We start from the raw sequence: 23,430 nt of genomic DNA on the forward strand, positions 1-23,430 counted from the left end.
ACAATCACTAGTTTCAATATGTATATATCTGTCTTTATAACTTAATCAATCAATGAGAGTTGTTGCCGTAAATATGTCCCTGAGCCTAATAATCCAGGTTGCGGATGAGTAATCAGATAAACAGGAATCTGTTGTACTAATGTTTTAAAGCGCCCTTTATCCTCAAATCCATAAAGGAAATTCGATTGCTTAAAGAAATCAAAAAACCGCGGCACTATACCACCAGCGATATATACACCGCCAAAAGTTGCCATATTTAAAGCTAAATTCCCACCAAATCGCCCCATAATTTCACAAAATAGTGTCAGGGCACGATAACAATATTGACAACTTTCATCCAATGCCCGTTGCGTCACTATTTCGGGTTCTAACTCTTCCGGCTGACTCTGATCCAAAATTGCAATGGCTTGATAGAGATTCACTAATCCACTACCGGACAAGATTCTTTCTACCGAAACATGCCCCAGTTTACGACGTAAAACAGCTAATATTGCATCTTGTTCTTCACTATTCGCTGCAAAATCTACATGGCCACCTTCACCAGGTAAACTTATCCATTGCTTGCCTGCTTTTATTAAATGAGCCACACCAAGGCCAGTTCCCGCCCCATAAACAGCAATTGGTTTATCTTTAACTGCTTTTCCCCCTCCCAGTTGAACTTTGTGTTTTTCTGTCAGCATAGGGATAGCCATAGATACGGCAGTGAAGTCATTAATAATCTCTAATTTTTCTAGCCCAAATGCCTGTTTAAGCTCGCTAATAGAAAATGCCCATTGGTGGTTAGTCATTTCCACCCAATCACCTTTTATCGGGCAGGCAATAGCGATACAAGCATAAGTTATTATTACTTTTTGCTCCGCCAAATAGTCGCTGATAATAGACTCCAACCCAGCGTATTGTTTTGCACTATATGTTTTAATCTGGTCAAGAGCCCCATCTTTCAAATTGCAAAGTGCTAATCTGGCATTCGTACCACCAATATCAGCCACTAGTCCGTAGAGATTCATTTTTATATCCTAATAATTAGCCAGTACAATAATTATGTAAAGCTTATCTCATCTGACATTATTGGTATAGGGAGTTTGGGCACGAATAGCTTGTACCATCGGGATATCACATACTAAAGATGATTTGCCAGGCTAGAACCTTGCAACTAATTGACTAAAAGTCTACAGCTCTACCGACTGAGCTAACAATATATCTAGAAATTCGTTTTTGGATGAAGCTTTAAGATGGTGGGTCGTGCAGGATTCGAACCTGCGACCAATTGATTAAAAGTCAACTGCTCTACCGACTGAGCTAACGACCCATCTATAGGAGAACTACTCTAACTACGTCTTTTTGAATGGTGGGTCGTGCAGGATTCGAACCTGCGACCAATTGATTAAAAGTCAACTGCTCTACCGACTGAGCTAACGACCCATTCCAAAAGTGGTGTGATACTGCTGAAATAATCTAATGAAGTGGTGGGCGATACCAGATTCGAACTGATGACCCCCTCCTTGTAAGGGAGATGCTCTACCAACTGAGCTAATCGCCCACTTCAATGACTATCACTGCGTCTATACCACTGAATTTATGATTGGTGGGCGATACCAGATTCGAACTGATGACCCCCTCCTTGTAAGGGAGATGCTCTACCAACTGAGCTAATCGCCCAATCATAAATTCATTTTTATCACAACGAGTGGTGGGCGATACCAGATTCGAACTGATGACCCCCTCCTTGTAAGGGAGATGCTCTACCAACTGAGCTAAACGCCCCGTCGTGATGGAGTCGCATTATAGGGATAGTTCAGGATGAGTCAACGCTTTTTCTAGGGAAAAATATCGTTCGTCTCAAAATTAAACAAAGGTGAGATAATTATCATCACTCAGGGTACGGTTTAAGCAGATATGCTGACTTTTCTCAATAACATCCCGCTAACAGCATTGAGGAATTAAAGTCCAGTGATAAAATAACCCCCACTTTTATTACTTTAAATCACCAATAACGTTCATTGAAAAGTGAAACGTAATTAAGGCAATCCCCAATGAGTAAAATTAAAACCCGTTTTGCACCAAGCCCAACGGGCTATCTCCATGTTGGCGGTGCACGTACCGCACTTTATTCCTGGTTATATAGCCGCCATAACAAAGGCGAATTTGTATTGCGTATTGAAGATACTGACCTTGAACGCTCAACTCAGGAAGCCATTGATGCCATTATGGACGGTATGAACTGGTTAAATCTGAATTGGGATGAAGGTCCTTATTATCAGACTAAACGTTTTGATCGCTATAATCAGGCTATTGATCAAATGCTAGAACAAGGGACTGCTTATCATTGCTATTGTTCTAAAGAACATCTGGAAGAATTGCGTGAAACTCAAATGGCAAAGGGTGAGAAGCCTCGTTATGACGGCCATTGCCGTGATAATCAATGTCAGCATAATCCGGATCAACCCCATGTTGTCCGTTTCCGCAATCCACAAGCAGGTTCTGTTATTTTTAATGATAGTATCCGTGGCCCAATTGAATTCAGTAATCAGGAACTTGATGATCTGATTATCCGCCGTACCGATGGCTCTCCAACCTATAACTTCTGTGTTGTCATTGATGACTGGGATATGGAAATCACCCATGTCATTCGCGGTGAAGACCATATCAATAATACACCACGTCAAATTAATATTCTGAAAGCACTGGGTGCCCCAGTTCCAGAATATGCACACGTTTCGATGATCTTGGGTGATGATGGTAAAAAACTGTCTAAACGTCACGGTGCAGTGAGTGTTATGCAATACCGTGATGATGGTTATCTGCCAGAAGCACTGTTGAATTATCTGGTTCGTCTGGGTTGGTCACATGGTGATCAGGAAATTTTCAGTGTTGAAGAGATGACTGAATTTTTCGGCTTGGATGCTATCAATAAATCTGCCAGTGCATTCAATACAGAAAAACTACAATGGCTGAACCATCACTATATTAATACCCTGCCCCCAGAGAAAGTGTCCGTTCATCTGGCATGGCACATTGAGCAACAAGGCATTGATACCCGTAATGGGCCACAATTGGCCGATCTGATTAAATTGCTGGGTGAACGCTGCAAGACGCTGAAAGAAATGGCCGAGTCCTGCCGCTACTTCTATGAGGATTTTGCTGAGTTTGATGCAGATGCAGCAAAGAAACATTTACGTCCAGTTGCCCGTCAGCCTCTTGAAGTTGTTCGTACAAAGCTGGCTTCAATTACTGATTGGACACCTGAAAATGTTCATCATGCTATTCAATCTACAGCTGATGAGCTGGAAGTTGGTATGGGTAAAGTCGGTATGCCACTGCGTGTTGCTGCTACCGGAGCAGGTCAATCTCCAGGAGTAGATGTGACTATTCATGCTATCGGGCAAACCCGTACTCTGGCCCGTATTAATCAGGCTCTGGCATTTATTGCTCAACGTGAAACTCAGCAGTAATTAATGCGACAAAGGCATCACCGATTCAATGTGGTGCCTTCTATTTTCAAAAAAATCTCATTTAATGAATACTGCGTTGTAACTGCCCTAAACGCTTTCTATCTTATTTCAACCCATTGTTCAGCCTTTATTTTGTCGATCCATCTCCGAACTGATGGCTTTTTCGACGCTTGCTCTGATAATGATAAGTTAGCCGTTGACAGTATTTGCAAGGTTTCATATTATGCGCCCCGTTCCACCAATTTTGATTGGGGCTATAGCTCAGCTGGGAGAGCGCTTGCATGGCATGCAAGAGGTCAGCGGTTCGATCCCGCTTAGCTCCACCAAATACTTTTACCAGAGTAAAGTGTTTGGCAATAAAATTAGGAAAAGCCACACTCGTGGGGCTATAGCTCAGCTGGGAGAGCGCTTGCATGGCATGCAAGAGGTCAGCGGTTCGATCCCGCTTAGCTCCACCAAAATTATCAGGCCCTGAAAGCCACGCTTTCAGGGCCTTTTGGCTATATATCGTGATAGCATCCATTCCTGCTAATTCTTCTTCAATGGTTTCACCAGCGAATCCAATCCTTCTATTTTTATTGCTAAAGTCATCTCCATCAGCATGCCCAATTTACCTTGTGGAAATTCCCCTTTACGAGTGAACCACAATAAATACTCTTCTGGTAAGTCAATCAGCATACGCCCCTTGTATTTACCGAATGGCATAACAGTATTAGCAATTTCTATCAGGTTTTCTTTTTCCATAATGTGCATTTATATTGATTAAAAAGGATAACTCCAGTTTACGGAGTATGGGAAAAATAGACTAAAGGAAAGCAGAAAGCTGTATCATCCATGATGCAATATTCCACTATAACACTTTATCTTTTTACAGCACCAAGCCTGCAATAGCCGCAGACAAGAAACTGACAAGGGTTGAACCAAACAGTAGCTTCAAGCCAAAACGGGAAACGACGTTACCCTGTTTCTCATTCAAGCCCTTAATCGCACCAGCAACAATTCCAATTGAAGAGAAATTAGCAAAAGAAACCAGAAATACTGACAAAATACCTTGTGAACGCGGAGAAAGTTCTGTCGCCATTGATTGCAAGCTATGCATCGCAACAAATTCGTTAGAAACCAATTTGGTTGCCATAATACTACCAACCTGCAACGCTTCATCAGCAGGAATGCCAATTACCCAAGCAAATGGATAGAACACATAGCCCAGCATTTCCTGGAAGCTCTTATCAAAAATTAGGCTAAACAGCGCATTAATAGCCGCAATCAGGGCAATGAAACCAATCAGCATAGCAGCAACAATCAGGGCGACTTTAAAACCAGCCAGAATATATTCACCCAACATTTCGAAGAAACTTTGGCCTTCGTGAAGATTGCTCATCTGAATGTCTTCTTCGCTGTCAACAGCATATGGATTAATCAGTGACAGGATGATAAAGGTACTGAACATATTGAGCACCAATGCCGCCACAACATATTTAGGCGCCAAAATGGTCATGTAAGCACCGACGATCGACATGGAAACTGTTGACATTGCAGTTGCGGCCATCGTGTACATTCGGCGCTCAGACATTTTTCCCAGCACATCTTTATAAGCGATAAAGTTTTCAGACTGACCCAGTATCAAAGAACTGACTGCATTGAATGATTCCAATTTCCCCATGCCGTTGACCTTAGACAGCAGAGTACCAATAACCCGGATGACGATTGGCAATACTTTGATATGCTGCAAAATACCAATCAGTGCGGAAATAAAGATAATCGGACACAATACATTCAGAAAGAAGAATGCCAGTTTTGCTCCCATCATGCCGCCAAAAATGAATTCCGTCCCTTCCCCCGCAAATTTCAGTAAATGCTCAAACAAGCCGGCAAATCCCATAACAAATTCCTGACCAACACCTGAATTCAGGAAAAACCACGCCAGGACAAGTTCAATAACAAGCAACTGAATAATATAACGAGGACGAATACCTTTACGGTTACTGCTCGCCAGAATAGCAAGGCTGCCAATGACAATCAGAGCCAAAAGGAAATGCAGGATTTGAGACATATTACACTCCAAACACAACAGAATATAAATGCATTCTATGTGATAAAAGGCGATTAAATGGGATAGATGTCACATTAGACTGAAATAGTTCTTTCTCTAAATCTTTATTTAATGGATTTGATCACATGTTTAGCTGAATCGTATAAAACCAAATTCAAAAACATATTATCAAATATGACTGATTATTGAGAAACTCCTCAATAATCAGTACCCAAAATGCAAACAAAAAGCTATTCGCCCAATAAACGGATCATTTCTTCTTCATCAATAATTGGAATATTTAACTCATTAGCTTTAACCAGTTTCGAACCAGCGGCTTCACCCGCAATCACCAAATCTGTTTTCTTAGAAACACTGCCTGTCACTTTTGCCCCAAGCGCAATAAGTTTATCTTTGGCTTCATCTCTGGATAACTGATGTAATGAGCCAGTAAGCACAATTGTTTTGCCTGCGAATGGGCTGTCAATCTTCTCAGCCTTTGTAACGACAACTTGTTCCCAGTTGATACCGGTATTATCAACCAGATCATCGATAACTTTTTGATTATGAGGTTCACTGAAGAAGTTAACCACGTGTTTTGCCACTACTTCACCAACATCCTGGACCTCTTTTAGAGCGTCTTCATCAGCGGCACGTAATTTATCCATGCAGCCAAAGTGAGCAGCCAGATTAGCAGCGGTTGTTTCCCCAACTTCACGGATCCCCAACGCATAAAGGAAACGCGCAAACGTAGTTTTTTTCGCTTTTTCCAACGCATCTACCACATTTTGCGCGGATTTCGGCCCCATACGATCAAGCCCAGTCAATTTACCCGCAGTAAGCCTGAAAAGATCTGCCGGGGTTTCGACATACTCTTTATCCACCAGTTGATCGATAATCTTTTCCCCCATACCGTCAACATCCATCGCCCGCCGGGAAACAAAGTGTCTCAGTGCTTCTTTACGTTGAGCACCACAGACTAAACCACCAGTACAGCGCGCAACAGCCTCTCCTTCAATCCGCTCGACATCCGCCCCACATACCGGACAATGTTCAGGAAAAACAACTTCATCACTGTCCTGTGGCCTTCTGTCCTCTACAACACCCACGACCTTTGGAATAACATCACCAGCACGACGGATAACAACAGTATCGCCAATACGCAAACCTAAACGTTCAATCTCATCCGCATTGTGCAATGTTGCATTACTAACAGTTACACCAGAGACCTGCACCGGCTCCAGACGCGCTACCGGTGTGATAGCACCAGTACGACCAACCTGAAATTCAACATCGCGGACAATCGTCATCTGCTCCTGAGCAGGAAATTTGAATGCTGTTGCCCAGCGTGGCGCGCGGGCGACAAAGCCTAACGTTTTCTGTAATTCCAGCGAATTCACTTTGATAACAACACCATCAATATCAAACCCTAATGTTGAACGCTGGTTTTCAATATCGTGATAAAAATCAATAACCTGTTGACTATCAGTACAAACTTTAATTTTATCGCTGACCGGCAATCCCCATTTCTTAAACTGTATCAATCGCTCGTAGTGACTGGCCGGCAGTTCTCCCCCTTCCAGTACACCAACACCATGACAAAAGAAGGTCAGTGGCCGTTTAGCGGTAATACGGGGATCAAGTTGACGCAGAGAACCAGCCGCTGCATTACGTGGATTGGCAAATACTTTTGCACCAGTGCGGCGTGCTTCCTCATTGAGCTTCTCAAACCCTTTTTGGGGTATAAATACTTCACCACGAATTTCAACACGAGCAGGAATATTCTCTCCGGTCAGGCGCAGTGGAATTGCGTAGATAGTCCGTACATTTGAGGTAATGTTTTCCCCTGTTGTACCATCACCACGGGTTGCCGCCTGAACCAATTCACCATTTTCATATAACAGACTGACAGCCAGACCATCCAGTTTCAGCTCACAGCACACCACTAAATCCTGATCATCTTTCAGGCGGTCACGCACTCGCTTATCAAACGCCAAATAACTCTCTTCATCGAATACGTTATCCAGTGATAGCATAGGAATTTCATGGCGGACTTGCTTAAAAGCAGTTAGGGGAACAGCTCCAACCCGCTGTGTCGGTGAATCAGATGTAATCAGCTCCGGGTATTGTTCCTCAAGAGTCTTTAATTCCTGCATTAGCCGATCATATTCTGCATCAGGGATCTCTGGGGCATCCATGATGTGATACAGATATTCATGATGACGCAGTGTTATTCTGAGATTTTCTATTTGTTGAGCTGTTGATTTCATGACTTATAACCAGCGATAAAAAGCCCCCGGCTGGCGGAGGCTTGAACATTCGATGAATTGATTATACCTGAACATCAAGTGTGCTGCGAATGCGCGCTTTATACAATTCGATTTTTTGCGGTGTCAGCATTTTACGCTCATCATCAAGCACCACTCCCCCAACATCAGAAGCAATGCGTTGAGCCGCTTGCAACATCAGCTTAAAATTCTGATTAGCGTCTCCATAAGAAGGTACCATCATAAACATGGAGATCCCTGGAGTGGTAAAATCAGCCATTGTTTCAAGATTAAATGAACCCGGCTTCACCATATTGGCAAGGCTGAATAATACCGGGCCGCTGCCTGATGGATTCAAATGGCGGTGGAAAATCTGCATTTCTCCAAATTGGAAGCCAGATTGCAGGATACTTTGCAGCAAGAGCTCACCATTCAGTGCCTGACCGTGGTGTGCTGCCACATGAAGAACCAAAACGATTTCTTTTGCTGCTTTGGCCTGCACTTCCTTCTCACCATCCCCCTCTTTTGCCATATTCTGAGACTTTTCTTCCGTCTGAGGCCTATTTTTCTCAGGCTCATCCTGTCCTTCGGATTCAAACAAACCAAGCTGGGGTTCCTGCTCTTCTATTTCTGTTACTGCTTTTCTGGTTGTGGTCTCAGGCTGATGGCCCGTCAGCAACGGATCACTACTTTCCTCAAGCGTTGCAACATCCATTTCAGTCAACTTCGGCTGACCGCGCTCAATAGCCGGTTCAGCTTTATATTCCTGATGAGGTTTTACCTGCTTATGGGTGTAAGTCTTTTGTTGATTGTCAAACGCCTCATTATCACTGTCATCGACGAAACTCTCCTGACGATCATGTTTATGACGTTTAACTGGGCGATCACGAAAAAGCGAAGAACGCTCTTTACGGCTGGTCCACAACCCATGTAACAGCAAAGCTATTATTGCTATCGCACCAACAATGATTAATATCAGACGCAAATCCTGCATCATTGCTATCTCTGTTGTTTAATTAATATGCCACCACGGCGGAACATTTTCTGTATTAACTGTATTTGTCAAATAACACAAGTGCAAGCTTATACACACTTTTCTTATCATAAATATGCCTGACAAGCACTTTTTGCTTTTTTTTCATACAGAACAAGACTAGTCAGTCGAAAATCCTGCCTATATGATAGCGTTTCAATCATACAGGAGAGAATAGGAAGTATGCTTAATTTGACAAAATCACCAAAAAATTTGAGCGGCTTTCAGTATTTGGTGCAAGGTTGCAGATTAATTACTCGCCCAGGTATTAAAAGATTTGTTCTATTGCCCTTATTGGCAAATATTTTGTTACTCGGTGGTTCATTTTGGTGGCTCTACCAGCAACTGGAAAACTGGATCTCCTTGATATTGAACAAAGTACCAGATTGGATGCAATGGCTTAGTTACATTCTATGGCCACTCGCAATGATTTCTATTTTGCTGATTTTTACTTATTTATTCAGCACGATAGCGAACTTCATAGCCGCTCCGTTCAATGGATTACTGGCGGAAAAACTGGAAGCTGATTTAACGGGAACCTCTGCGCCGGATACCGGGGTTAAGGAACTGGTGAAAGATGTTCCACGCATCCTGAAACGAGAATTGGTAAAACTGCTCTACTATATTCCACGCGCCCTGGTTTTACTGCTTCTCTATTTTATTCCTGTTATCGGGCAAACTGTCGCACCTGTGCTCTGGTTTATTTTCAGTGCCTGGATGCTATCGATTCAATACTGTGATTATCCATTTGATAACCACAAAGTCAGTTTTCCAACAATGCGTAGCGCCCTTCGTCAAAACAAAATGAATAACCTGCAATTTGGTGCGCTGGTGAGTATTTTAACAATGATACCTATTGTCAATTTGGTGATTATGCCTATCGCAGTATGCGCTGCTACTGCAATGTGGGTAGATCGCTATCGGGATCAACATGGGTTTCATCTTATAAAATAAATTCACTCAAATGTTATTCTTTAAGACGATAAGAATATATTCAAACTATATTTCCATAACCTGATTGTTGGCGTATCGTTGACCAGATATCACTAAAGGGAGTTGAAAGACGAGTATGAGTAAAATTTACGAAGACAATTCTTTAACAATTGGCCGTACCCCGTTAATTCGCTTAAAACACTTTGGCAATGGACGTATTCTAGCAAAAGTAGAGTCTCGTAACCCAAGCTTTAGTGTAAAATGCCGCATTGGTTCTAACATGATTTGGGATGCTGAAAAACGCGGTATCCTACAGCCAGGAAAAGAGTTGGTAGAGCCAACCAGTGGTAATACCGGGATTGCTCTTGCTTACGTTGCAGCATCCCGTGGCTATAAATTAACGCTGACTATGCCAGAAACGATGAGTATTGAGCGTCGCAAACTGCTAAAAGCACTGGGGGCAAATCTCGTGCTAACTGAAGGCGCTAAAGGTATGAAAGGAGCCATTGAGAAAGCCAATGAAATTCAGGCCAGTGACCCCGATCGCTATATCATCCTGCAACAGTTCAGCAATCCGGCAAACCCGGAAATCCACGAAAAAACCACTGGCCCGGAAATCTGGGAAGATACCGATGGTGAAGTAGACGTATTTGTTACCGGCGTAGGTACTGGCGGCACACTAACAGGCGTTGCCCGTTACCTGAAAAACACCAAAGGTAAAAACATCACGGTGGTTGCAGTAGAACCCGAAGACTCACCGGTAATCAGCCAAACTCTGGCCGGTGAAGAAGTGAAACCCGGCCCACATAAGATTCAAGGCATTGGTGCGGGTTTTATTCCAGATAACCTTGATCTGAAACTGGTTGATCGTGTTTTCAAAATCAGTAATGACGAGGCAATTAAAACCGCGCGTGAAATTATGGTGAAAGAAGGCATTCTGGCAGGTATCTCCTCCGGTGCCGCCGTTGCCGCTGCGGTGAAACTTTCTCAGGAACCGGAGTATAAAGATAAAAATATCGTCGTCATTCTGGCTTCATCAGGCGAACGTTATTTGAGCAGTGCATTGTTTACTGACTTATCTGATGAATAAAAGTATTTAAGTAGGTTACTTAGTTTTATTGATAAAAAAGCACCTAAAGGGTGCTTTTTCTGTGCAGTAGATCAAACTTTTACACTTTACCAGATGATTTCTTACATTGGGTTTAGTATTTAACCAATAATAATTATTTCGATGCTCGAAATTAATTAACAGAAGTAGTAGTTTCGGTTAAGTAGTCCTGCGATCTATCTTTACTTCAAACTATCAATCAGAAGCATCGAGAAGAATAATTTTTTTGATAATCGATAAAATCTTTTATCACATTATCAATCTTAGAGTCTATCCCAGTAGGCTCAATTGATGCGGGCCGTTCTTGTGAAAGAGCCGTGAATACAGAACATTGTCGAGCTCGCACTTTAGGCAAATAAAATCGCTCTACTGGGATAGGCAGTTAATGAATACTCAAGTTAAGATTTGTTTACTACAATTTTTTAACTTACATAGCAAAAATCTAAGTTATTGAGGAAACATCATGTTCCAACAAGAAGTCACTATTACTGCGCCAAATGGCCTACACACCCGCCCCGCAGCCCAGTTTGTTAAAGAAGCAAAAAGTTTCTCCTCCGACATTACACTGACTTCCGGTGGTAAAACGGCCAGTGCGAAAAGCTTGTTTAAGCTACAAACGTTAGGACTCACTCAAGGAACTGTTGTGACCATCTCGGCTGAAGGCGAAGATGAGCAAACAGCAATTGAACATCTGGTTAAATTGATGGCAGAATTGGAATAATCTCCCGTTGACCACAACGCCAGTCAAGATTCAGAGATTGTGAATAAACTGATATTCACTTAGCCGTTCCTCATCCCCGGAGACATTCTTATCCGGGGATGTCAGTTTAAATGCATTTCCTAAAACAGCAAACTATCTGCGGGCTGGCTCTTTAAAGAATAATTATTAGTAGTTAGGTAACATCATGATTTCAGGCATATTAGTATCACCAGGCATTGCTTTCGGTAAGGCATTATTACTGAAAGAAGATCCAATTATTATCAATCAGAAAAAAATCAGTCAAGAACAAGTCGAACAGGAAATTTCCTATTTCAAGCAAGGTCGTGAAAAAGCCTCATCTCAGTTAGAAACAATCAAAAATATAGCGGCAAAAAACCTCGGAGAAGAAAAAGCTGAAATCTTCGAAGGGCATATCATGCTGTTGGAAGATGAAGAACTTGAGCAAGAAATTATTTCGTTAATTAAAAACGATTTCAAAGCTGCGGATGCCGCAGTTTATTCCGTGATTGAAACTCAGGCCCAAGCTCTCGAAGAATTGGATGATGAATACCTGAAAGAACGTGCCACAGACGTGCGTGATATCGGTAAACGCTTGCTGAAAAACATTCTGGGTATGTCCATTGTTGATCTGGGTTCAATTTCAGAAGAAGTTATTCTGATCGCCAACGATTTGACCCCATCTGAAACAGCGCAACTCAATCTGGAAAAAATTCTTGGTTTCATTACTAATTTAGGTGGCCGGACTTCCCATACCTCAATCATGGCCCGTTCTCTTGAACTTCCAGCGATCGTCGGTACCACTAATTCGACAGCCGTAATCCAAAACGGTGATTACCTGATCTTGGATGCGGTAAATAACCATATTTATATCAATCCATCTGATACAAAAATTGAACAGCTAAAAAAAACCAAGAACGAATATCTGGCAGAAAAAGCTGAACTTGCAAAACTGAAAGATCTGCCTGCAATGACTCTTGATGGTCATCAGGTTGAAGTCTGTGCCAACATCGGTACCGTCCGGGATGTTACTGGTGCTGAACGCAATGGTGCCGAGGGTGTCGGTTTATACCGTACAGAATTTCTATTTATGGATCGTGATACATTGCCAACAGAGGAAGAACAATTCCAGGCTTATAAAGCCGTTGCCGAAGCAATGGGCAGCCAGGCGGTTATTATACGTACAATGGATATCGGCGGTGATAAAAATCTGCCCTATATGAATCTACCGAAAGAAGAGAATCCATTCCTTGGTTGGCGTGCAATTCGTATTTGCCTTGATCGAAAAGAGATCTTACATTCTCAGTTACGTGCTATTTTACGTGCATCTGCTTTTGGTAAATTACGTATTATGTTTCCAATGATTATTTCTGTTGAGGAAGTACTACAACTGAAAGCAGAACTTGAATTGCTGAAAGGCCAACTTCGTGAAGAAGGTAAAAAATTCGATGAAGCAATTGAAGTAGGTGTGATGGTAGAAACACCTGCTTCAGCAGTCATTGCTCGTCATTTGGCAAAAGAAGTTGATTTTTTCAGCATTGGGACAAACGATCTAACTCAGTATACTCTTGCTGTAGACCGCGGTAACGAATTGATTTCTCATCTTTATAACCCGATGCTACCCGCAGTGTTGAGCCTGATTAAGCAAACCATTGACGCTTCACACGCTGAAGGTAAATGGACGGGGATGTGTGGCGAGCTTGCAGGTGATGAACGTGCTACACTGTTGTTATTAGGTATGGGGCTGGATGAGTTTAGTATGAGTGCGATTTCTATTCCCCGCATCAAGAAAATCATTCGTAATACGCGTTACGAAGATGCAAAAGCGCTGGCTGAGCAATCCCTTTCTCAGTCTACCGCTCAGGGGGTGATGGAGTTGGTTGATACATTTATCAAAGAAAAAACACTGTGCTAACAATATCGGTTAAAACGCGGTCCAGTATAAACAATTAGGAGAAGATTCATGGGTCTGTTTGATAAACTGAAATCTCTGGTTTCAGATGATAAAAAAAACAGCGGCACTATTGAAATTATCGCACCCTTATCTGGTGAGATTGTCAATATTGAAGATGTTCCAGATGTTGTTTTCGCCGAAAAAATTGTTGGCGATGGTATCGCTATAAAACCTACCGGCAGTAAGATAGTTGCACCAGTTGATGGGACGATCGGTAAAATATTTGAAACCAACCATGCGTTTTCTATCGAATCGGACAGCGGTATTGAGCTATTTGTCCACTTTGGTATTGATACGGTTGAGCTTAAAGGAGAAGGCTTTAAGCGCATTGCTGAAGAAGGTCAGCGTGTACAGAAAGGTGATCTAGTTTTGGAGTTTGATCTTCAATTCCTTGAAGAAAGAGCGAAATCAATACTGACACCTGTTGTTATTTCCAATATGGATGAAATTAAAGAATTGTCCAAACTGAGTGGTTCTGTCACTGTTGGTGAAACGCCCATTATGCGTATCAAAAAGTAGCCATATTTTAACTACCACAATACCCTTTTTGTATTAAAAAAACGGCCGACAATACCGGCTGTTTTTTTATTTTATTCCGGTATTCGATTTACATCACCTTTACATTCAGAAATCGGGTAGTGTGAGCAGAACTTACCGCTACTTTGCTCTACTCACTCTAAATGACAGCTTTTGATATCTGCCCTTCATTACAATACTGGCTGGCATTGATAATCAGATTAATTAAATACCCCCGTAGAAAGATATCTGTCACCCCGATCACAGATAATTGCAACAATGACAGAACCCGGATTCTGTGCTGCAACGCTTAATGCTCCGGCAACAGCGCCACCGGAACTAACCCCACAAAAAATCCCCTCTTTGTGAGCTAACAAACGCATAGTTTTTTCAGCGTCTTCCTGCTTGATATCCAACACTTGATCCACCAGTTCCTTTCGAAAAATGCCGGGCAGATAAGCTGGCGACCAACGGCGAATACCTGGAATATGGCTGTTCTCAGCTGGTTGTAAACCAATAACCTGAACACCGTTATTCTGGCTTTTTAAATAGCGGCTAACACCAGTAATTGTCCCCGTCGTTCCCATACTGGAAACAAAATGCGTAATGCGTCCTTGTGTTTGCTGCCAAATTTCCGGCCCGGTCGTTGTAAAGTGAGCTAAGGGGTTATCCGGGTTATTGAATTGATCAAGAACTTTACCTTCACCATTACGCTCCATTTGTTGAGCTAAATCACGTGCGCCTTCCATACCCACGTTTCTACTCACCAAAATAAGCTCCGCGCCATAAGCGCGCATAGAAGCCTGACGTTCAAGGCTCATATTATCAGGCATCAGTAATTTAAGGTGATAACCTTTTACTGCGGCAATCATTGCCAACGCAATACCGGTATTTCCGCTGGTGGCTTCAATCAATACGTCACCCGGAAAAATTTCACCCCGCAATTCAGCCTGTTGAATCATTGACAGCGCTGTCCTATCTTTTATTGAACCTGCCGGATTATTACCTTCAAGTTTTACCCATATTTCCACACCCAGCTTATCGGTCATTCGTTGTAGTTTTACCAGCGGAGTGTTGCCTATAAAATGTTCCAAGCTTGCCACAGCTATTACCTATTTTTATTTAATAGAACAGCGAAATAACCATATTCAGAAATATATCGCAAGACTTTAAATAAAAAATGCCCATCTCCAGACGGTAAGAAGATGAGCAAATCGGTACCAACCAAAATTTTAAATCATTGTCAGGCGGTCTGAGCTAAGCTCAGGGTTTGCAGTTGTTTATCACCCGCATATAAACGGGCTTCAGTACCACCAATAAAATAACGGCTGCCTCTTGTCGGTACTGACGTTTCATCGAACCAAACAATCGCAACCGGCTCTTGATGCCAGCCCAGTGGCTGGACGGAAAGCTGCCAGAAATGCCCACGAGGACTCACCTCAGTCACCTGTACAGGCAGTGGACTGGATGGTGTAGGTTGCGAATTAATCATGACTTCCCACGGTCGCAGGAATACATCAACATTCCCCTGATGGATTGGTGTTACCTTAAGAGGCAGATGTTGCCCGCCAATCAAAAGCTGGGATCCTTTAATCTCACCACGAAGATGGTTAACCTCACCAAGGAATTCCATCACAAAACGGCTGGCCGGATAACGCCATACCTCTTGTGGCGTGCCTACCTGTTCAATATTCCCCTGGCTCATAACAACAACCCGATCAGCCACTTCCATCGCTTCTTCCTGATCATGAGTCACAAAGACACTGGTAAATTTCAGTTCTTCATGAAGCCTGCGTAACCAGCGGCGTAGTTCCATCCTTACCTGAGCATCCAGTGCACCAAATGGCTCATCTAGTAACAGAATTTGTGGTTCAACAGCCAATGCCCTCGCCAGCGCTACCCGCTGTTTTTGCCCACCCGAAAGCTGTGACGGATAGCGTTCAGCAAGATGAGTCAATTGCACCATTTCCAACAACGCCATAACTTTACGGCGAATAGCCGCCGTATCAGGACGCTTACGCCGTGGCAACACGGTCAATCCGAAAGCAACGTTATCGAATACGGTCATATGCCGGAACAACGCATAATGCTGAAAAACAAACCCAACCTGACGATCTTTGGCATGTACGCGACTCACATCCTGACCGTGGAAACTCAGCTTCCCCGCAGTCTGTTGTTCCAGACCAGCAATAATCCTTAATAAGGTTGTTTTACCAGAGCCTGACGGGCCAAGCAGAGCGACCATTTCCCCAGAAAAAATATTCAAAGTGATATCGCTCAGAACCTGAGTCCGACCAAAATATTTACTGATATTACTAATTTCAATACTCATATTGTGCTCCTACCTTAACTATGCTGGCGGCTTAACCGCCACTGCAAAGCACTTTTAACAACCAATGTGATCATTGCCATCAACGCCAGTAGTGCCGCCGCAGTAAATGCCCCTACGGCATTGTAATCTTGATGCAATAATTCAACCTGCAACGGCAATGTATAAGTTTCACCACGAATCGCACCGGATACGACTGACACCGCACCAAATTCACCAATTGCCCGGGCATTGGTCAAAACCACACCATATAATAACGCCCAGCGGATATTGGGTAATGTCACCCGCCAAAACATTTTCCAACCAGACGCCCCCAACAATATTGCCGCTTCATCTTCTTGGCTTCCCTGACTAAGCATCATCGGCACCAGCTCCCGGACAACAAACGGGCAAGTCACAAACACCGTGACTAACACCATGCCCGGCCAGGAAAACATCAGTTGAATATCATAAGATTCCAGCAAATTTCCTGCCCAGCCATTCGAACCATAAAGCAGCAGATAGAGCAAACCCGCCACGACCGGCGACACAGCAAACGGGATATCGATTAACGTCAGCAAACATTGCCGTCCCGGAAACTGAAAACGTGTCACCAACCAGGCAATCATCACACCAAAAATCAGGTTTACCGGAACGGTGATCAATGCAATCAGTACCGTTAACCAGATGGCATGTAACATGTCAGGATCTAAAAGATTCTGAGTGACCACCCCAATTCCTTTGGAAAAGGCGGTCATAAATATCCATACAATTGGGATCACTAACAGCAAGACTGAAAACAGAACTCCTGTTGTGATAAGCCCCCATTTCCCCCAATTGACAGGCGGTCGTTGCGCAACAGAAAATTGCGATAATTCTGCCATTAGCGCCCTCCAATCCGCTTACCAAAGCGGCTTTGCAAGGTATTAATACTAAACAGTAATATCAGGGATATCGCCAATATGACCGATGCAATGGCACTAGCAGCTGGGTAATCAAACTCCTGCAAGCGAATGAAAATCATCAGTGATACCACTTCTGTCTGCCATGCGATGTTACCTGCAATAAAAATCACGGCACCAAACTCCCCCAGGCTGCGGGTAAAAGAGAGTGCAGCACCAGCAATTAAAGCCGGAGATAATTCAGGCATGATTACACGCCAGAAAGTTTGCCGGCGGCTAGCGCCTAATGTCTGAGCGGCTTCTTCATACTCCGGCCCCAACTCTTCAAGTACCGGCTGAATAGTTCGCACCACAAATGGCAGACTGGTAAACGCCATTGCCACCGCAATGCCCAACCAGGTATTCACCACTTTCATATCAAAGTGCCCAAGAAATGAACCATACCAACCTGTAGCAGAGAACAGCGTTGCCAGTGTCAACCCAGCTACTGCGGTAGGCAACGCAAAGGGGAGATCCATCAAGCCATCCAGTAAGCTCCGTCCAGGGAAACGATAGCGGGTTAAGACCCATGCCATCAGCATACCAAACACCGCATTGAACAAACTGGCAGCCGCTGCCGCCAGTAATGTCACTTTGTAAGCCGCCACTACCTGAGGATTAGCAATAACCTGCCAATACTGTTCCCAGGTCATACTGGAAAGCTGCACAACCAATGCACTCAGGGGCAATAATAAAATCAAGCAGGTATAGAACAAGCTGCTACCTAAACTCAGCCCAAAGCCAGGCAATATTCGCTTACTGGATACCGCAAACATTACTTATGCCCTTCCGCCAGCAATTGATCCAATGTGCCATCTGTATTGAAGTGGGTTTTCATCACTTGTGACCAACCACCAAACTGATCTTCTAGTCGGAACAATTTTGTTTCTGGGAAACGTGCTTTTTGTTGATCCATTACGTTTTTATCGCAGACACGATAATTAAAGCCAGTGATGATCTGCTGTGCCTGTGGGCTATAGAGATAATTCAGATAAGCTTTCGCCACTTTTTCAGTGCCGTTTCTCACAATATTTTTATCAACCCAAGCAACAGGGAACTCTGCCAGAATATCTATTGGCGGGACAATCACCTCATATTTGTCGTCACCATATTGTTTGCGGATATTGTTTACTTCAGATTCGAAACTTATCAGCACATCACCCAAACCACGTTCAATAAATGAAGTCGTTGCTCCGCGACCTCCGATATCAAACACGGTGACATTTTTCAGGAAACGTTTCATCCATTCGCGAGTTTTACCCTGATCTCCACCATTTTCCTGTTGAATCACTCCCCAAGCAGCCAGATAGGTGTAACGGCCATTACCCGAAGTTTTAGGGTTTGGGAAGACTAATTTGACATCCTTACGGACTAAATCATGCCAGTTACGGATATTTTTGGGATTACCCTTACGCACCAAAAATGCCATTGTGGAATAGTAAGGTGAGCTGCTATTTGGCAGACGACTCTGCCAATCAGCCGGTATCAGATCGCCACGATCATGCAAAATTTGCACATCCGTCACCTGATTGTAAGTCACCACATCAGCCCGCAACCCCTGGAGAATTGCCAGTGCTTGTTTGGAGGAGCCTGCATGGGATTGCTTGATTATCAATTTGTCCTGTGGATGTTGCTCATTCCACTGTTTCTCAAATTCAGGATTAAGTGCGGAAAATAGCTCACGCGCAACGTCATAAGAGCTGTTTAACAACGCTACAGCAAAGACATTACTGCTGCCTAATAAAGTTACTGCTACCAGTCCGTTTAGTATTTTATTGTTTACTGAATACTTTTTCATTTCTCACCTTATCCGTTATTTCATCAAATAACGCTCCGGTGACTAATGTATCCAGTTTATTTATAACAGGGTAGATAACTATCGCCGTTTAATATACCAAATTGCAATTAGAAAGTATGAAACGCAATAAGATGGCAAAAATAGTAAGGTTTTTAATTGAAAAATGCGGGCCAGTTACGGCTCCGCAAGAAACACATCAAATTTACTAAACAGACTCAGTTTGTACTTTCACTCAGAAACGGCTTTTCACCGTTTCCAAACGATACGTTCCACTTTCCAGTTTTTCAGAGCATCATCAGAAGGCATCAAACCTTCCGGGCCATTCCAGTTGCCTGTAAACAGATAACTGACATTTTTGCTCTGCGGAGAGACGCAGATAACCGCCCTCTTTTCTGACTCATTCTCCGTATTTCGGCAAGTATCAAATGCCCGGTTATAAAGCGCTGAGAATGGTGTCCCGATCTTTGTCCCCCAGACGGTTTCAATATCTTTATCCAACACATCAATACGGCTGACTTTTCCACCTGCCTGACCAAAAAGTTCTATTTTCAGTTGATCACCCTCCATCGCTTGAAATACCGTCACCAACTGACCATTTTTCATTTCCATGCCGCTGCGTAAGTGGTACTTCCCATCTAACCCTTTATCTATCGCGTCCTTATTCATTGCTGTCAGACTATTTATTTCCCCAACCCCTTGAGCGGAGATTTTTAACGAGCCACCAAACCAGCTAAAAGGCGACAAACTCGACCATGAAAGACCAGATGAGCCCGCACAACCGGCCAGTAACAATGAACAACCTATTGTGGCAAAACGTAATCCTGACAAAATGTTAGCTAAAGAAAACTCCTGCATAACTGGCTCCTTTTGATTAAATACAGAAATAGGTACTGAGACATCACACCACGGTTGTTAGTTTCAGAGAACCGTTTAAATTATTAACAATGAGTGAATATCACATTGATTAAATATCGCTTGTCGATATACTGTTTTTCTAAAAATAAGTCACCATAATGAGATCAATATGATGAAAAAAACATTTGCAACCGTCGCCCTGATTGCTTTATTCAGTGCACCATTAACAGCCCAAACCACACATATGCAATCTGGTGGTTTTTCTGGTCCAAATGTTACCCAACCTCAAACCCAGACAGCACCACTAGGTGGTTTTATCGATAACAATGTAAGAATTTCAACCACTGAACAAGTTAAAAATATGTGGGATGACAGTTGGGTCGTGCTGGAGGGAAATATCGAATCCCGTATCCGTGGCGATCACTTCATATTCCGTGATAACACAGGCGTTATTGAAGTCGAAATTGATCACAAATACTGGAATGGTCAAACAATAACACCTCAGGATAAAGTTCGCCTTGAAGGTGAAGTCGATAAAGAGTGGAGTTCTGTAACAGTTGATGTGAAAAAAGTGACTAAATTGCACTAGTGATTTGTGGCTGAATGAGACTCATTCAGCCACATGCCTCAGATCAATAGTCCTGATCAATAATCAAACGCTTGCTGAAAACAACACTTTCTTGATGACAATCTTCGTATTCCAGTTTTTCACACATATAAAGCGTGGCATCATTGTCCTCAGGAACAATAAACATGATTTTCGGGCAGCCTCGGGCAATCAACTTCTTTTCCAACCGGGAAATTAATGCATTCGCAATTCCCCGTCCTCGGAATTCAGGATGAACACCCAAATAATAAGCTGAACCAAAGTGACCGTCATAACCACCCATAACAGTCCCAACCACTTCACCCGCCACTTCTGCGACTAAAAACAGGTCAGGATCATGGGTCAGCTTACGCTCAATATCCATTTCAGGATCAACACCAGGATTAAGTAAATCGCAGCGTTCCCATAAGGTGATCACAGCTTCAAAATCATCTTGTCGAAAAACTCGAATTTCCATTCCTAACCAACCTGTTTTTATTGAAATAACTATTTTACATTATCTTCGCTTTAGCACCGGAATCAATACGAAAATGTGTTCTCTATCACCAATAGGTATAATATGGCAATCACTGCATTATAATGAGAAAAGAATCATGAACACACCAAATGTCAATAAGATTAAATCTTTTTTCCTTTCATTACAGAATGAAATTTGCCAGCAACTGGAACAGGCAGATGGCAAAGGGAAATTTATTGAGCAATGCTGGCAACGGGAAGATGGCGGTGGTGGCCGCAGTCGAATTATGAAAGAAGGCGCTATATTCGAACAAGCCGGCGCTAATTTTTCCCATGTGTCAGGAACCATGCTTCCCTCATCAGCAACAGCTCATCGCCCTGAATTGACCGGACGTAATTATCAGGCCATGGGCGTCTCTCTGGTTATTCATCCTTCAAATCCCTATATCCCAACCAGCCATGCTAACGTCCGGTTTTTTATTGCGGAAAAAGAAGGTGAAGCGCCAGTATGGTGGTTCGGTGGAGGTTTTGATTTAACACCTTATTATGGTTTTGAGGAAGATGCTATTCACTGGCACACTACCGCCAGAAATATATGTCAACCCTATGGAGAAACTCTCTACCCAAAATATAAAAAATGGTGTGATGATTATTTCTATATTAAACATCGTAATGAAGCGCGTGGAATTGGTGGCTTATTTTTTGATGATTTAAATACTCCTGATTTTGAACACTGCTTTCACTTTACTCAGGATATAGGCAAAGGTTTTCTTTCTGCTTATTTGCCTATTGTGGAAAAAAGGAAGAGCATATTATGGAGCGAACGTGAACGACAGTTTCAGTTATATCGCCGTGGTCGTTATGTTGAATTTAACCTGGTTTGGGACAGGGGAACCTTATTTGGATTACAAAGTGGTGGACGAACAGAGTCTATCTTAATGTCCATGCCACCTTTAGTACGTTGGGAATATGACTATCACCCTGAACCAGGGTCTGCGGAAGCTGCTTTATATATCGACTTTCTACCAGTAAAAAACTGGATATGATTTTTTATCATGTTAGGAATATTATAAACAATTATTCCTAACTATTTATATTTTTAATACGGCCAATACAGAAATCTCTCACATAAATTATATAACAATTTATTAACAATCCTTTAACATAAAAGAAGCAGGCTGGCCCTGATGACTATCCGATGGAAACGTGTTTAATATGAAAATGTACCTAAAGAGTACTCTAATTAATAACTAATAATTTATTCCAGGAGATATTTTATGCAAATACAAAACAATAACTACAAAGGTTTAATACCGCCGTATATTCTACAAAATATTTATAAGAATAATAGCGAAAGTGAAAAAGATAACGTATTAATGACATTAAATCATACCCAGAGTTTAATGTTGGACAGTGTTATTAAAACATCAGACTCTATTGATAATACCGATGATAAAGTTGTCAGCGATACTCTACATCGTAGTATTTACGATGCAAAAAATGAAACCAAATTACCCGGAACTTTAGTACGAGATGAAGGTGATCCAGATAATGGCGACGTAGCCGTTGATAACGCATATAAATATCTGGAAGCAACTTACAATTTCTACAAAGAAGTTTTTAATCGCAATTCATTAGATGATAAAGGAATGAAATTGATTGCCACCGTGCACTACGGCAAAGAATACATGAATGCGTATTGGGGCAGAGGGCAAATGGTGTTTGGTGATGGTGACGGTAAGGTTTTCAATAATTTCACCACATCTATCGATGTCATTGGCCATGAATTATCTCATGGTGTTATCGAAAAAACAGCTGATTTGATCTATTTCTTCCAGTCCGGCGCATTGAATGAATCAATTGCCGATGTCTTTGGCTCACTGGTAAGGCAACATTATCTAAAACAAAAAGCTGATGAAGCAAGCTGGGTTGTAGGGGAAGAATTACTGGTCAAAGGTATTAAAGGTATAGGGATCCGTTCAATGAAAGAACCCGGAACGGCATATGATGATCCTCTTCTTGGTAAAGATCCTCAGCCTGGTCATATGGATGATTTTAAAGACTATCCTATTTACCGAGACAATGGTGGTGTTCATGTTAACTCAGGTATTCCTAATAAAGCCTTTTATAATCTCGCGATAAAATTGGGCGGATATGCTTGGGAAAAAGCAGGAAAGATATGGTACAGCACATTGCTAGATAAAGATCTTGCACGTGATACTACCTTCTTATCCTTCGCTAAGTTAACCGTTAAACATGCTCGTGATTTATTTGATGAGGATGTTGAAAAAGCCACTATAGACAGCTGGCAAGAAGTGGGCATTAAAGTGGAAACGAAAGAAGAAGATAAGAAAGGAGACAAAAAGGAAGATAAAAAAGAAGATAAGGGAGAAACTAAAATTTAATCTATAAACATATCGCTGGTTTAATACCAGCGATATTCTATTATTTA

21 protein-coding genes and 7 tRNA genes are annotated in these 23,430 nt (G+C 42.4%); 11 read left to right on the plus strand and 17 right to left on the minus strand.

Features of this window, described 5'->3' with window-relative positions; translation table 11 throughout:
- Window positions 1–41 precede the first annotated feature (41 nt).
- The 6 genes from glk to C5471_RS01955 all read right to left on the minus strand — a co-directional run bounded on the left by glk (window position 42) and on the right by C5471_RS01955 (window position 1,764).
- Window positions 42–1,007, minus strand: a complete 966-nt coding sequence (gene glk, locus C5471_RS01930) for a glucokinase (protein ID WP_133814931.1) — start codon at window positions 1,005–1,007, stop codon at window positions 42–44.
- Window positions 1,008–1,233: 226 nt separating this feature from the next.
- A tRNA-Lys gene (locus tag C5471_RS01935) sits at window positions 1,234–1,309 on the minus strand.
- Window positions 1,310–1,346: 37 nt separating this feature from the next.
- Window positions 1,347–1,422 (minus strand) — tRNA-Lys (locus C5471_RS01940).
- 42 nt (window positions 1,423–1,464) lie between these two features.
- Window positions 1,465–1,540 (minus strand) — tRNA-Val (locus C5471_RS01945).
- 43 nt (window positions 1,541–1,583) lie between these two features.
- Window positions 1,584–1,659: transfer RNA gene (locus C5471_RS01950), tRNA-Val, on the minus strand.
- A 29-nt stretch (window positions 1,660–1,688) separates the two neighbouring features.
- Window positions 1,689–1,764, minus strand: a tRNA-Val gene (locus C5471_RS01955).
- A 269-nt stretch (window positions 1,765–2,033) separates the two neighbouring features.
- Between C5471_RS01955 and gltX the strand changes: the two genes are divergently transcribed.
- From gltX to C5471_RS01970, 3 genes are all read left to right on the plus strand, one after another.
- Window positions 2,034–3,452 (plus strand): glutamate--tRNA ligase, encoded by a 1,419-nt coding sequence (gene gltX, locus C5471_RS01960; RefSeq protein WP_133814932.1) that lies wholly within the window; start codon window positions 2,034–2,036, stop codon window positions 3,450–3,452.
- A gap of 250 nt (window positions 3,453–3,702) precedes the next feature.
- Window positions 3,703–3,778 (plus strand) — tRNA-Ala (locus C5471_RS01965).
- Between the two features lie 56 nt (window positions 3,779–3,834).
- Window positions 3,835–3,910, plus strand: a tRNA-Ala gene (locus tag C5471_RS01970).
- 70 nt (window positions 3,911–3,980) lie between these two features.
- Here the strand turns inward: C5471_RS01970 and C5471_RS01975 are convergent.
- From C5471_RS01975 to zipA, 4 genes are all read right to left on the minus strand, one after another.
- Window positions 3,981–4,196, minus strand: coding sequence for a DUF3820 family protein (locus C5471_RS01975; RefSeq protein WP_133815013.1), 216 nt, complete (start codon window positions 4,194–4,196; stop codon window positions 3,981–3,983).
- 124 nt (window positions 4,197–4,320) lie between these two features.
- Window positions 4,321–5,505: a NupC/NupG family nucleoside CNT transporter gene (locus C5471_RS01980; protein WP_133814933.1), complete on the minus strand. Its 1,185-nt coding sequence runs from the start codon at window positions 5,503–5,505 to the stop codon at window positions 4,321–4,323.
- A 230-nt stretch (window positions 5,506–5,735) separates the two neighbouring features.
- The gene (ligA, locus tag C5471_RS01985) at window positions 5,736–7,754 is read right to left on the minus strand and encodes an NAD-dependent DNA ligase LigA (RefSeq protein WP_133814934.1); all 2,019 of its coding nucleotides are present in this window, start codon (window positions 7,752–7,754) and stop codon (window positions 5,736–5,738) included.
- Window positions 7,755–7,815: 61 nt separating this feature from the next.
- Window positions 7,816–8,748: a cell division protein ZipA gene (gene zipA, locus C5471_RS01990; RefSeq protein ID WP_133814935.1), complete on the minus strand. Its 933-nt coding sequence runs from the start codon at window positions 8,746–8,748 to the stop codon at window positions 7,816–7,818.
- 219 nt (window positions 8,749–8,967) lie between these two features.
- On the opposite strand from zipA, the gene cysZ reads away from it, so the two are divergent.
- The 5 genes from cysZ to crr all read left to right on the plus strand — a co-directional run bounded on the left by cysZ (window position 8,968) and on the right by crr (window position 14,016).
- On the plus strand, window positions 8,968–9,738 hold the full coding sequence (cysZ, locus tag C5471_RS01995) for a sulfate transporter CysZ (protein WP_133814936.1): 771 nt from the start codon (window positions 8,968–8,970) through the stop codon (window positions 9,736–9,738).
- Between the two features lie 115 nt (window positions 9,739–9,853).
- Complete coding sequence (gene cysK / locus C5471_RS02000) at window positions 9,854–10,807, plus strand: cysteine synthase A (RefSeq protein WP_133814937.1); 954 nt, start codon at window positions 9,854–9,856, stop codon at window positions 10,805–10,807.
- A 481-nt stretch (window positions 10,808–11,288) separates the two neighbouring features.
- Window positions 11,289–11,546: a phosphocarrier protein Hpr gene (gene ptsH, locus C5471_RS02005; RefSeq protein WP_133814938.1), complete on the plus strand. Its 258-nt coding sequence runs from the start codon at window positions 11,289–11,291 to the stop codon at window positions 11,544–11,546.
- 184 nt (window positions 11,547–11,730) lie between these two features.
- Entirely contained in the window at window positions 11,731–13,458 is a 1,728-nt protein-coding gene (ptsI, locus tag C5471_RS02010; protein WP_133814939.1) for a phosphoenolpyruvate-protein phosphotransferase PtsI, read from the plus strand.
- A gap of 48 nt (window positions 13,459–13,506) precedes the next feature.
- The gene (crr, locus tag C5471_RS02015) at window positions 13,507–14,016 is read left to right on the plus strand and encodes a PTS glucose transporter subunit IIA (protein WP_133814940.1); all 510 of its coding nucleotides are present in this window, start codon (window positions 13,507–13,509) and stop codon (window positions 14,014–14,016) included.
- Between the two features lie 218 nt (window positions 14,017–14,234).
- Here crr and cysM read toward each other — a convergent pair whose 3' ends face one another.
- From cysM to C5471_RS02045, 6 genes are all read right to left on the minus strand, one after another.
- Entirely contained in the window at window positions 14,235–15,116 is an 882-nt protein-coding gene (gene cysM, locus C5471_RS02020) for a cysteine synthase CysM (RefSeq protein ID WP_133814941.1), read from the minus strand.
- Window positions 15,117–15,256: 140 nt separating this feature from the next.
- The gene (gene cysA / locus C5471_RS02025; RefSeq protein ID WP_133814942.1) at window positions 15,257–16,345 is read right to left on the minus strand and encodes a sulfate/thiosulfate ABC transporter ATP-binding protein CysA; all 1,089 of its coding nucleotides are present in this window, start codon (window positions 16,343–16,345) and stop codon (window positions 15,257–15,259) included.
- A gap of 14 nt (window positions 16,346–16,359) precedes the next feature.
- Window positions 16,360–17,205: a sulfate/thiosulfate ABC transporter permease CysW gene (cysW, locus tag C5471_RS02030; RefSeq protein WP_133814943.1), complete on the minus strand. Its 846-nt coding sequence runs from the start codon at window positions 17,203–17,205 to the stop codon at window positions 16,360–16,362.
- Window positions 17,205–18,038 (minus strand): sulfate/thiosulfate ABC transporter permease CysT, encoded by an 834-nt coding sequence (cysT, locus tag C5471_RS02035; RefSeq protein WP_133814944.1) that lies wholly within the window; start codon window positions 18,036–18,038, stop codon window positions 17,205–17,207. The genes cysW and cysT overlap by 1 nt, the downstream gene beginning before the upstream one ends.
- On the minus strand, window positions 18,038–19,060 hold the full coding sequence (locus tag C5471_RS02040; protein WP_133814945.1) for a sulfate ABC transporter substrate-binding protein: 1,023 nt from the start codon (window positions 19,058–19,060) through the stop codon (window positions 18,038–18,040). The genes cysT and C5471_RS02040 overlap by 1 nt, the downstream gene beginning before the upstream one ends.
- Window positions 19,061–19,306: 246 nt before the next feature.
- Window positions 19,307–19,915 (minus strand): RpoE-regulated lipoprotein, encoded by a 609-nt coding sequence (locus C5471_RS02045; RefSeq protein ID WP_133814946.1) that lies wholly within the window; start codon window positions 19,913–19,915, stop codon window positions 19,307–19,309.
- Window positions 19,916–20,084: 169 nt separating this feature from the next.
- Here C5471_RS02045 and C5471_RS02050 point away from each other — a divergent pair, with 169 nt between their 5' ends.
- On the plus strand, window positions 20,085–20,504 hold the full coding sequence (locus C5471_RS02050; protein ID WP_422630898.1) for a YgiW/YdeI family stress tolerance OB fold protein: 420 nt from the start codon (window positions 20,085–20,087) through the stop codon (window positions 20,502–20,504).
- 43 nt (window positions 20,505–20,547) lie between these two features.
- Here C5471_RS02050 and C5471_RS02055 read toward each other — a convergent pair whose 3' ends face one another.
- A complete protein-coding gene (locus C5471_RS02055; RefSeq protein WP_133814947.1) occupies window positions 20,548–20,979 on the minus strand; it encodes a GNAT family acetyltransferase in 432 nt (143 codons plus the stop codon).
- 136 nt (window positions 20,980–21,115) lie between these two features.
- On the opposite strand from C5471_RS02055, the gene hemF reads away from it, so the two are divergent.
- A complete protein-coding gene (gene hemF, locus C5471_RS02060; protein ID WP_133814948.1) occupies window positions 21,116–22,024 on the plus strand; it encodes an oxygen-dependent coproporphyrinogen oxidase in 909 nt (302 codons plus the stop codon).
- 231 nt (window positions 22,025–22,255) lie between these two features.
- Window positions 22,256–23,383: a metalloprotease PrtS gene (prtS, locus tag C5471_RS02065; RefSeq protein ID WP_133814949.1), complete on the plus strand. Its 1,128-nt coding sequence runs from the start codon at window positions 22,256–22,258 to the stop codon at window positions 23,381–23,383.
- Window positions 23,384–23,430 lie beyond the last annotated feature (47 nt).

It is taken from the genome of Photorhabdus tasmaniensis, from assembly GCF_011189505.1.
Taxonomy (GTDB): Bacteria; Pseudomonadota; Gammaproteobacteria; order Enterobacterales; family Enterobacteriaceae; genus Photorhabdus; species Photorhabdus tasmaniensis.

Bases quoted from the DNA above. Each gene is read 5' to 3' on its own strand.
- crr (WP_133814940.1), top strand. From the start codon at position 13,507: ATGGGTCTGTTTGATAAACTGAAATCTCTGGTTTCAGATGATAAAAAA.
- C5471_RS02045 (WP_133814946.1), bottom strand. From the start codon at position 19,915: ATGCAGGAGTTTTCTTTAGCTAACATTTTGTCAGGATTACGTTTTGCC.
- C5471_RS01980 (WP_133814933.1), bottom strand. From the start codon at position 5,505: ATGTCTCAAATCCTGCATTTCCTTTTGGCTCTGATTGTCATTGGCAGC.
- glk (WP_133814931.1), bottom strand. From the start codon at position 1,007: ATGAATCTCTACGGACTAGTGGCTGATATTGGTGGTACGAATGCCAGA.
- cysA (WP_133814942.1), bottom strand. From the start codon at position 16,345: ATGAGTATTGAAATTAGTAATATCAGTAAATATTTTGGTCGGACTCAG.
- C5471_RS02040 (WP_133814945.1), bottom strand. From the start codon at position 19,060: ATGAAAAAGTATTCAGTAAACAATAAAATACTAAACGGACTGGTAGCA.
- ptsH (WP_133814938.1), top strand. From the start codon at position 11,289: ATGTTCCAACAAGAAGTCACTATTACTGCGCCAAATGGCCTACACACC.
- zipA (WP_133814935.1), bottom strand. From the start codon at position 8,748: ATGATGCAGGATTTGCGTCTGATATTAATCATTGTTGGTGCGATAGCA.
- cysZ (WP_133814936.1), top strand. From the start codon at position 8,968: ATGCTTAATTTGACAAAATCACCAAAAAATTTGAGCGGCTTTCAGTAT.
- cysW (WP_133814943.1), bottom strand. From the start codon at position 17,205: ATGGCAGAATTATCGCAATTTTCTGTTGCGCAACGACCGCCTGTCAAT.
- ptsI (WP_133814939.1), top strand. From the start codon at position 11,731: ATGATTTCAGGCATATTAGTATCACCAGGCATTGCTTTCGGTAAGGCA.
- cysK (WP_133814937.1), top strand. From the start codon at position 9,854: ATGAGTAAAATTTACGAAGACAATTCTTTAACAATTGGCCGTACCCCG.
- gltX (WP_133814932.1), top strand. From the start codon at position 2,034: ATGAGTAAAATTAAAACCCGTTTTGCACCAAGCCCAACGGGCTATCTC.
- hemF (WP_133814948.1), top strand. From the start codon at position 21,116: ATGAACACACCAAATGTCAATAAGATTAAATCTTTTTTCCTTTCATTA.
- C5471_RS02050 (WP_422630898.1), top strand. From the start codon at position 20,085: ATGATGAAAAAAACATTTGCAACCGTCGCCCTGATTGCTTTATTCAGT.
- cysT (WP_133814944.1), bottom strand. From the start codon at position 18,038: ATGTTTGCGGTATCCAGTAAGCGAATATTGCCTGGCTTTGGGCTGAGT.
- ligA (WP_133814934.1), bottom strand. From the start codon at position 7,754: ATGAAATCAACAGCTCAACAAATAGAAAATCTCAGAATAACACTGCGT.
- prtS (WP_133814949.1), top strand. From the start codon at position 22,256: ATGCAAATACAAAACAATAACTACAAAGGTTTAATACCGCCGTATATT.
- C5471_RS02055 (WP_133814947.1), bottom strand. From the start codon at position 20,979: ATGGAAATTCGAGTTTTTCGACAAGATGATTTTGAAGCTGTGATCACC.
- C5471_RS01975 (WP_133815013.1), bottom strand. From the start codon at position 4,196: ATGGAAAAAGAAAACCTGATAGAAATTGCTAATACTGTTATGCCATTC.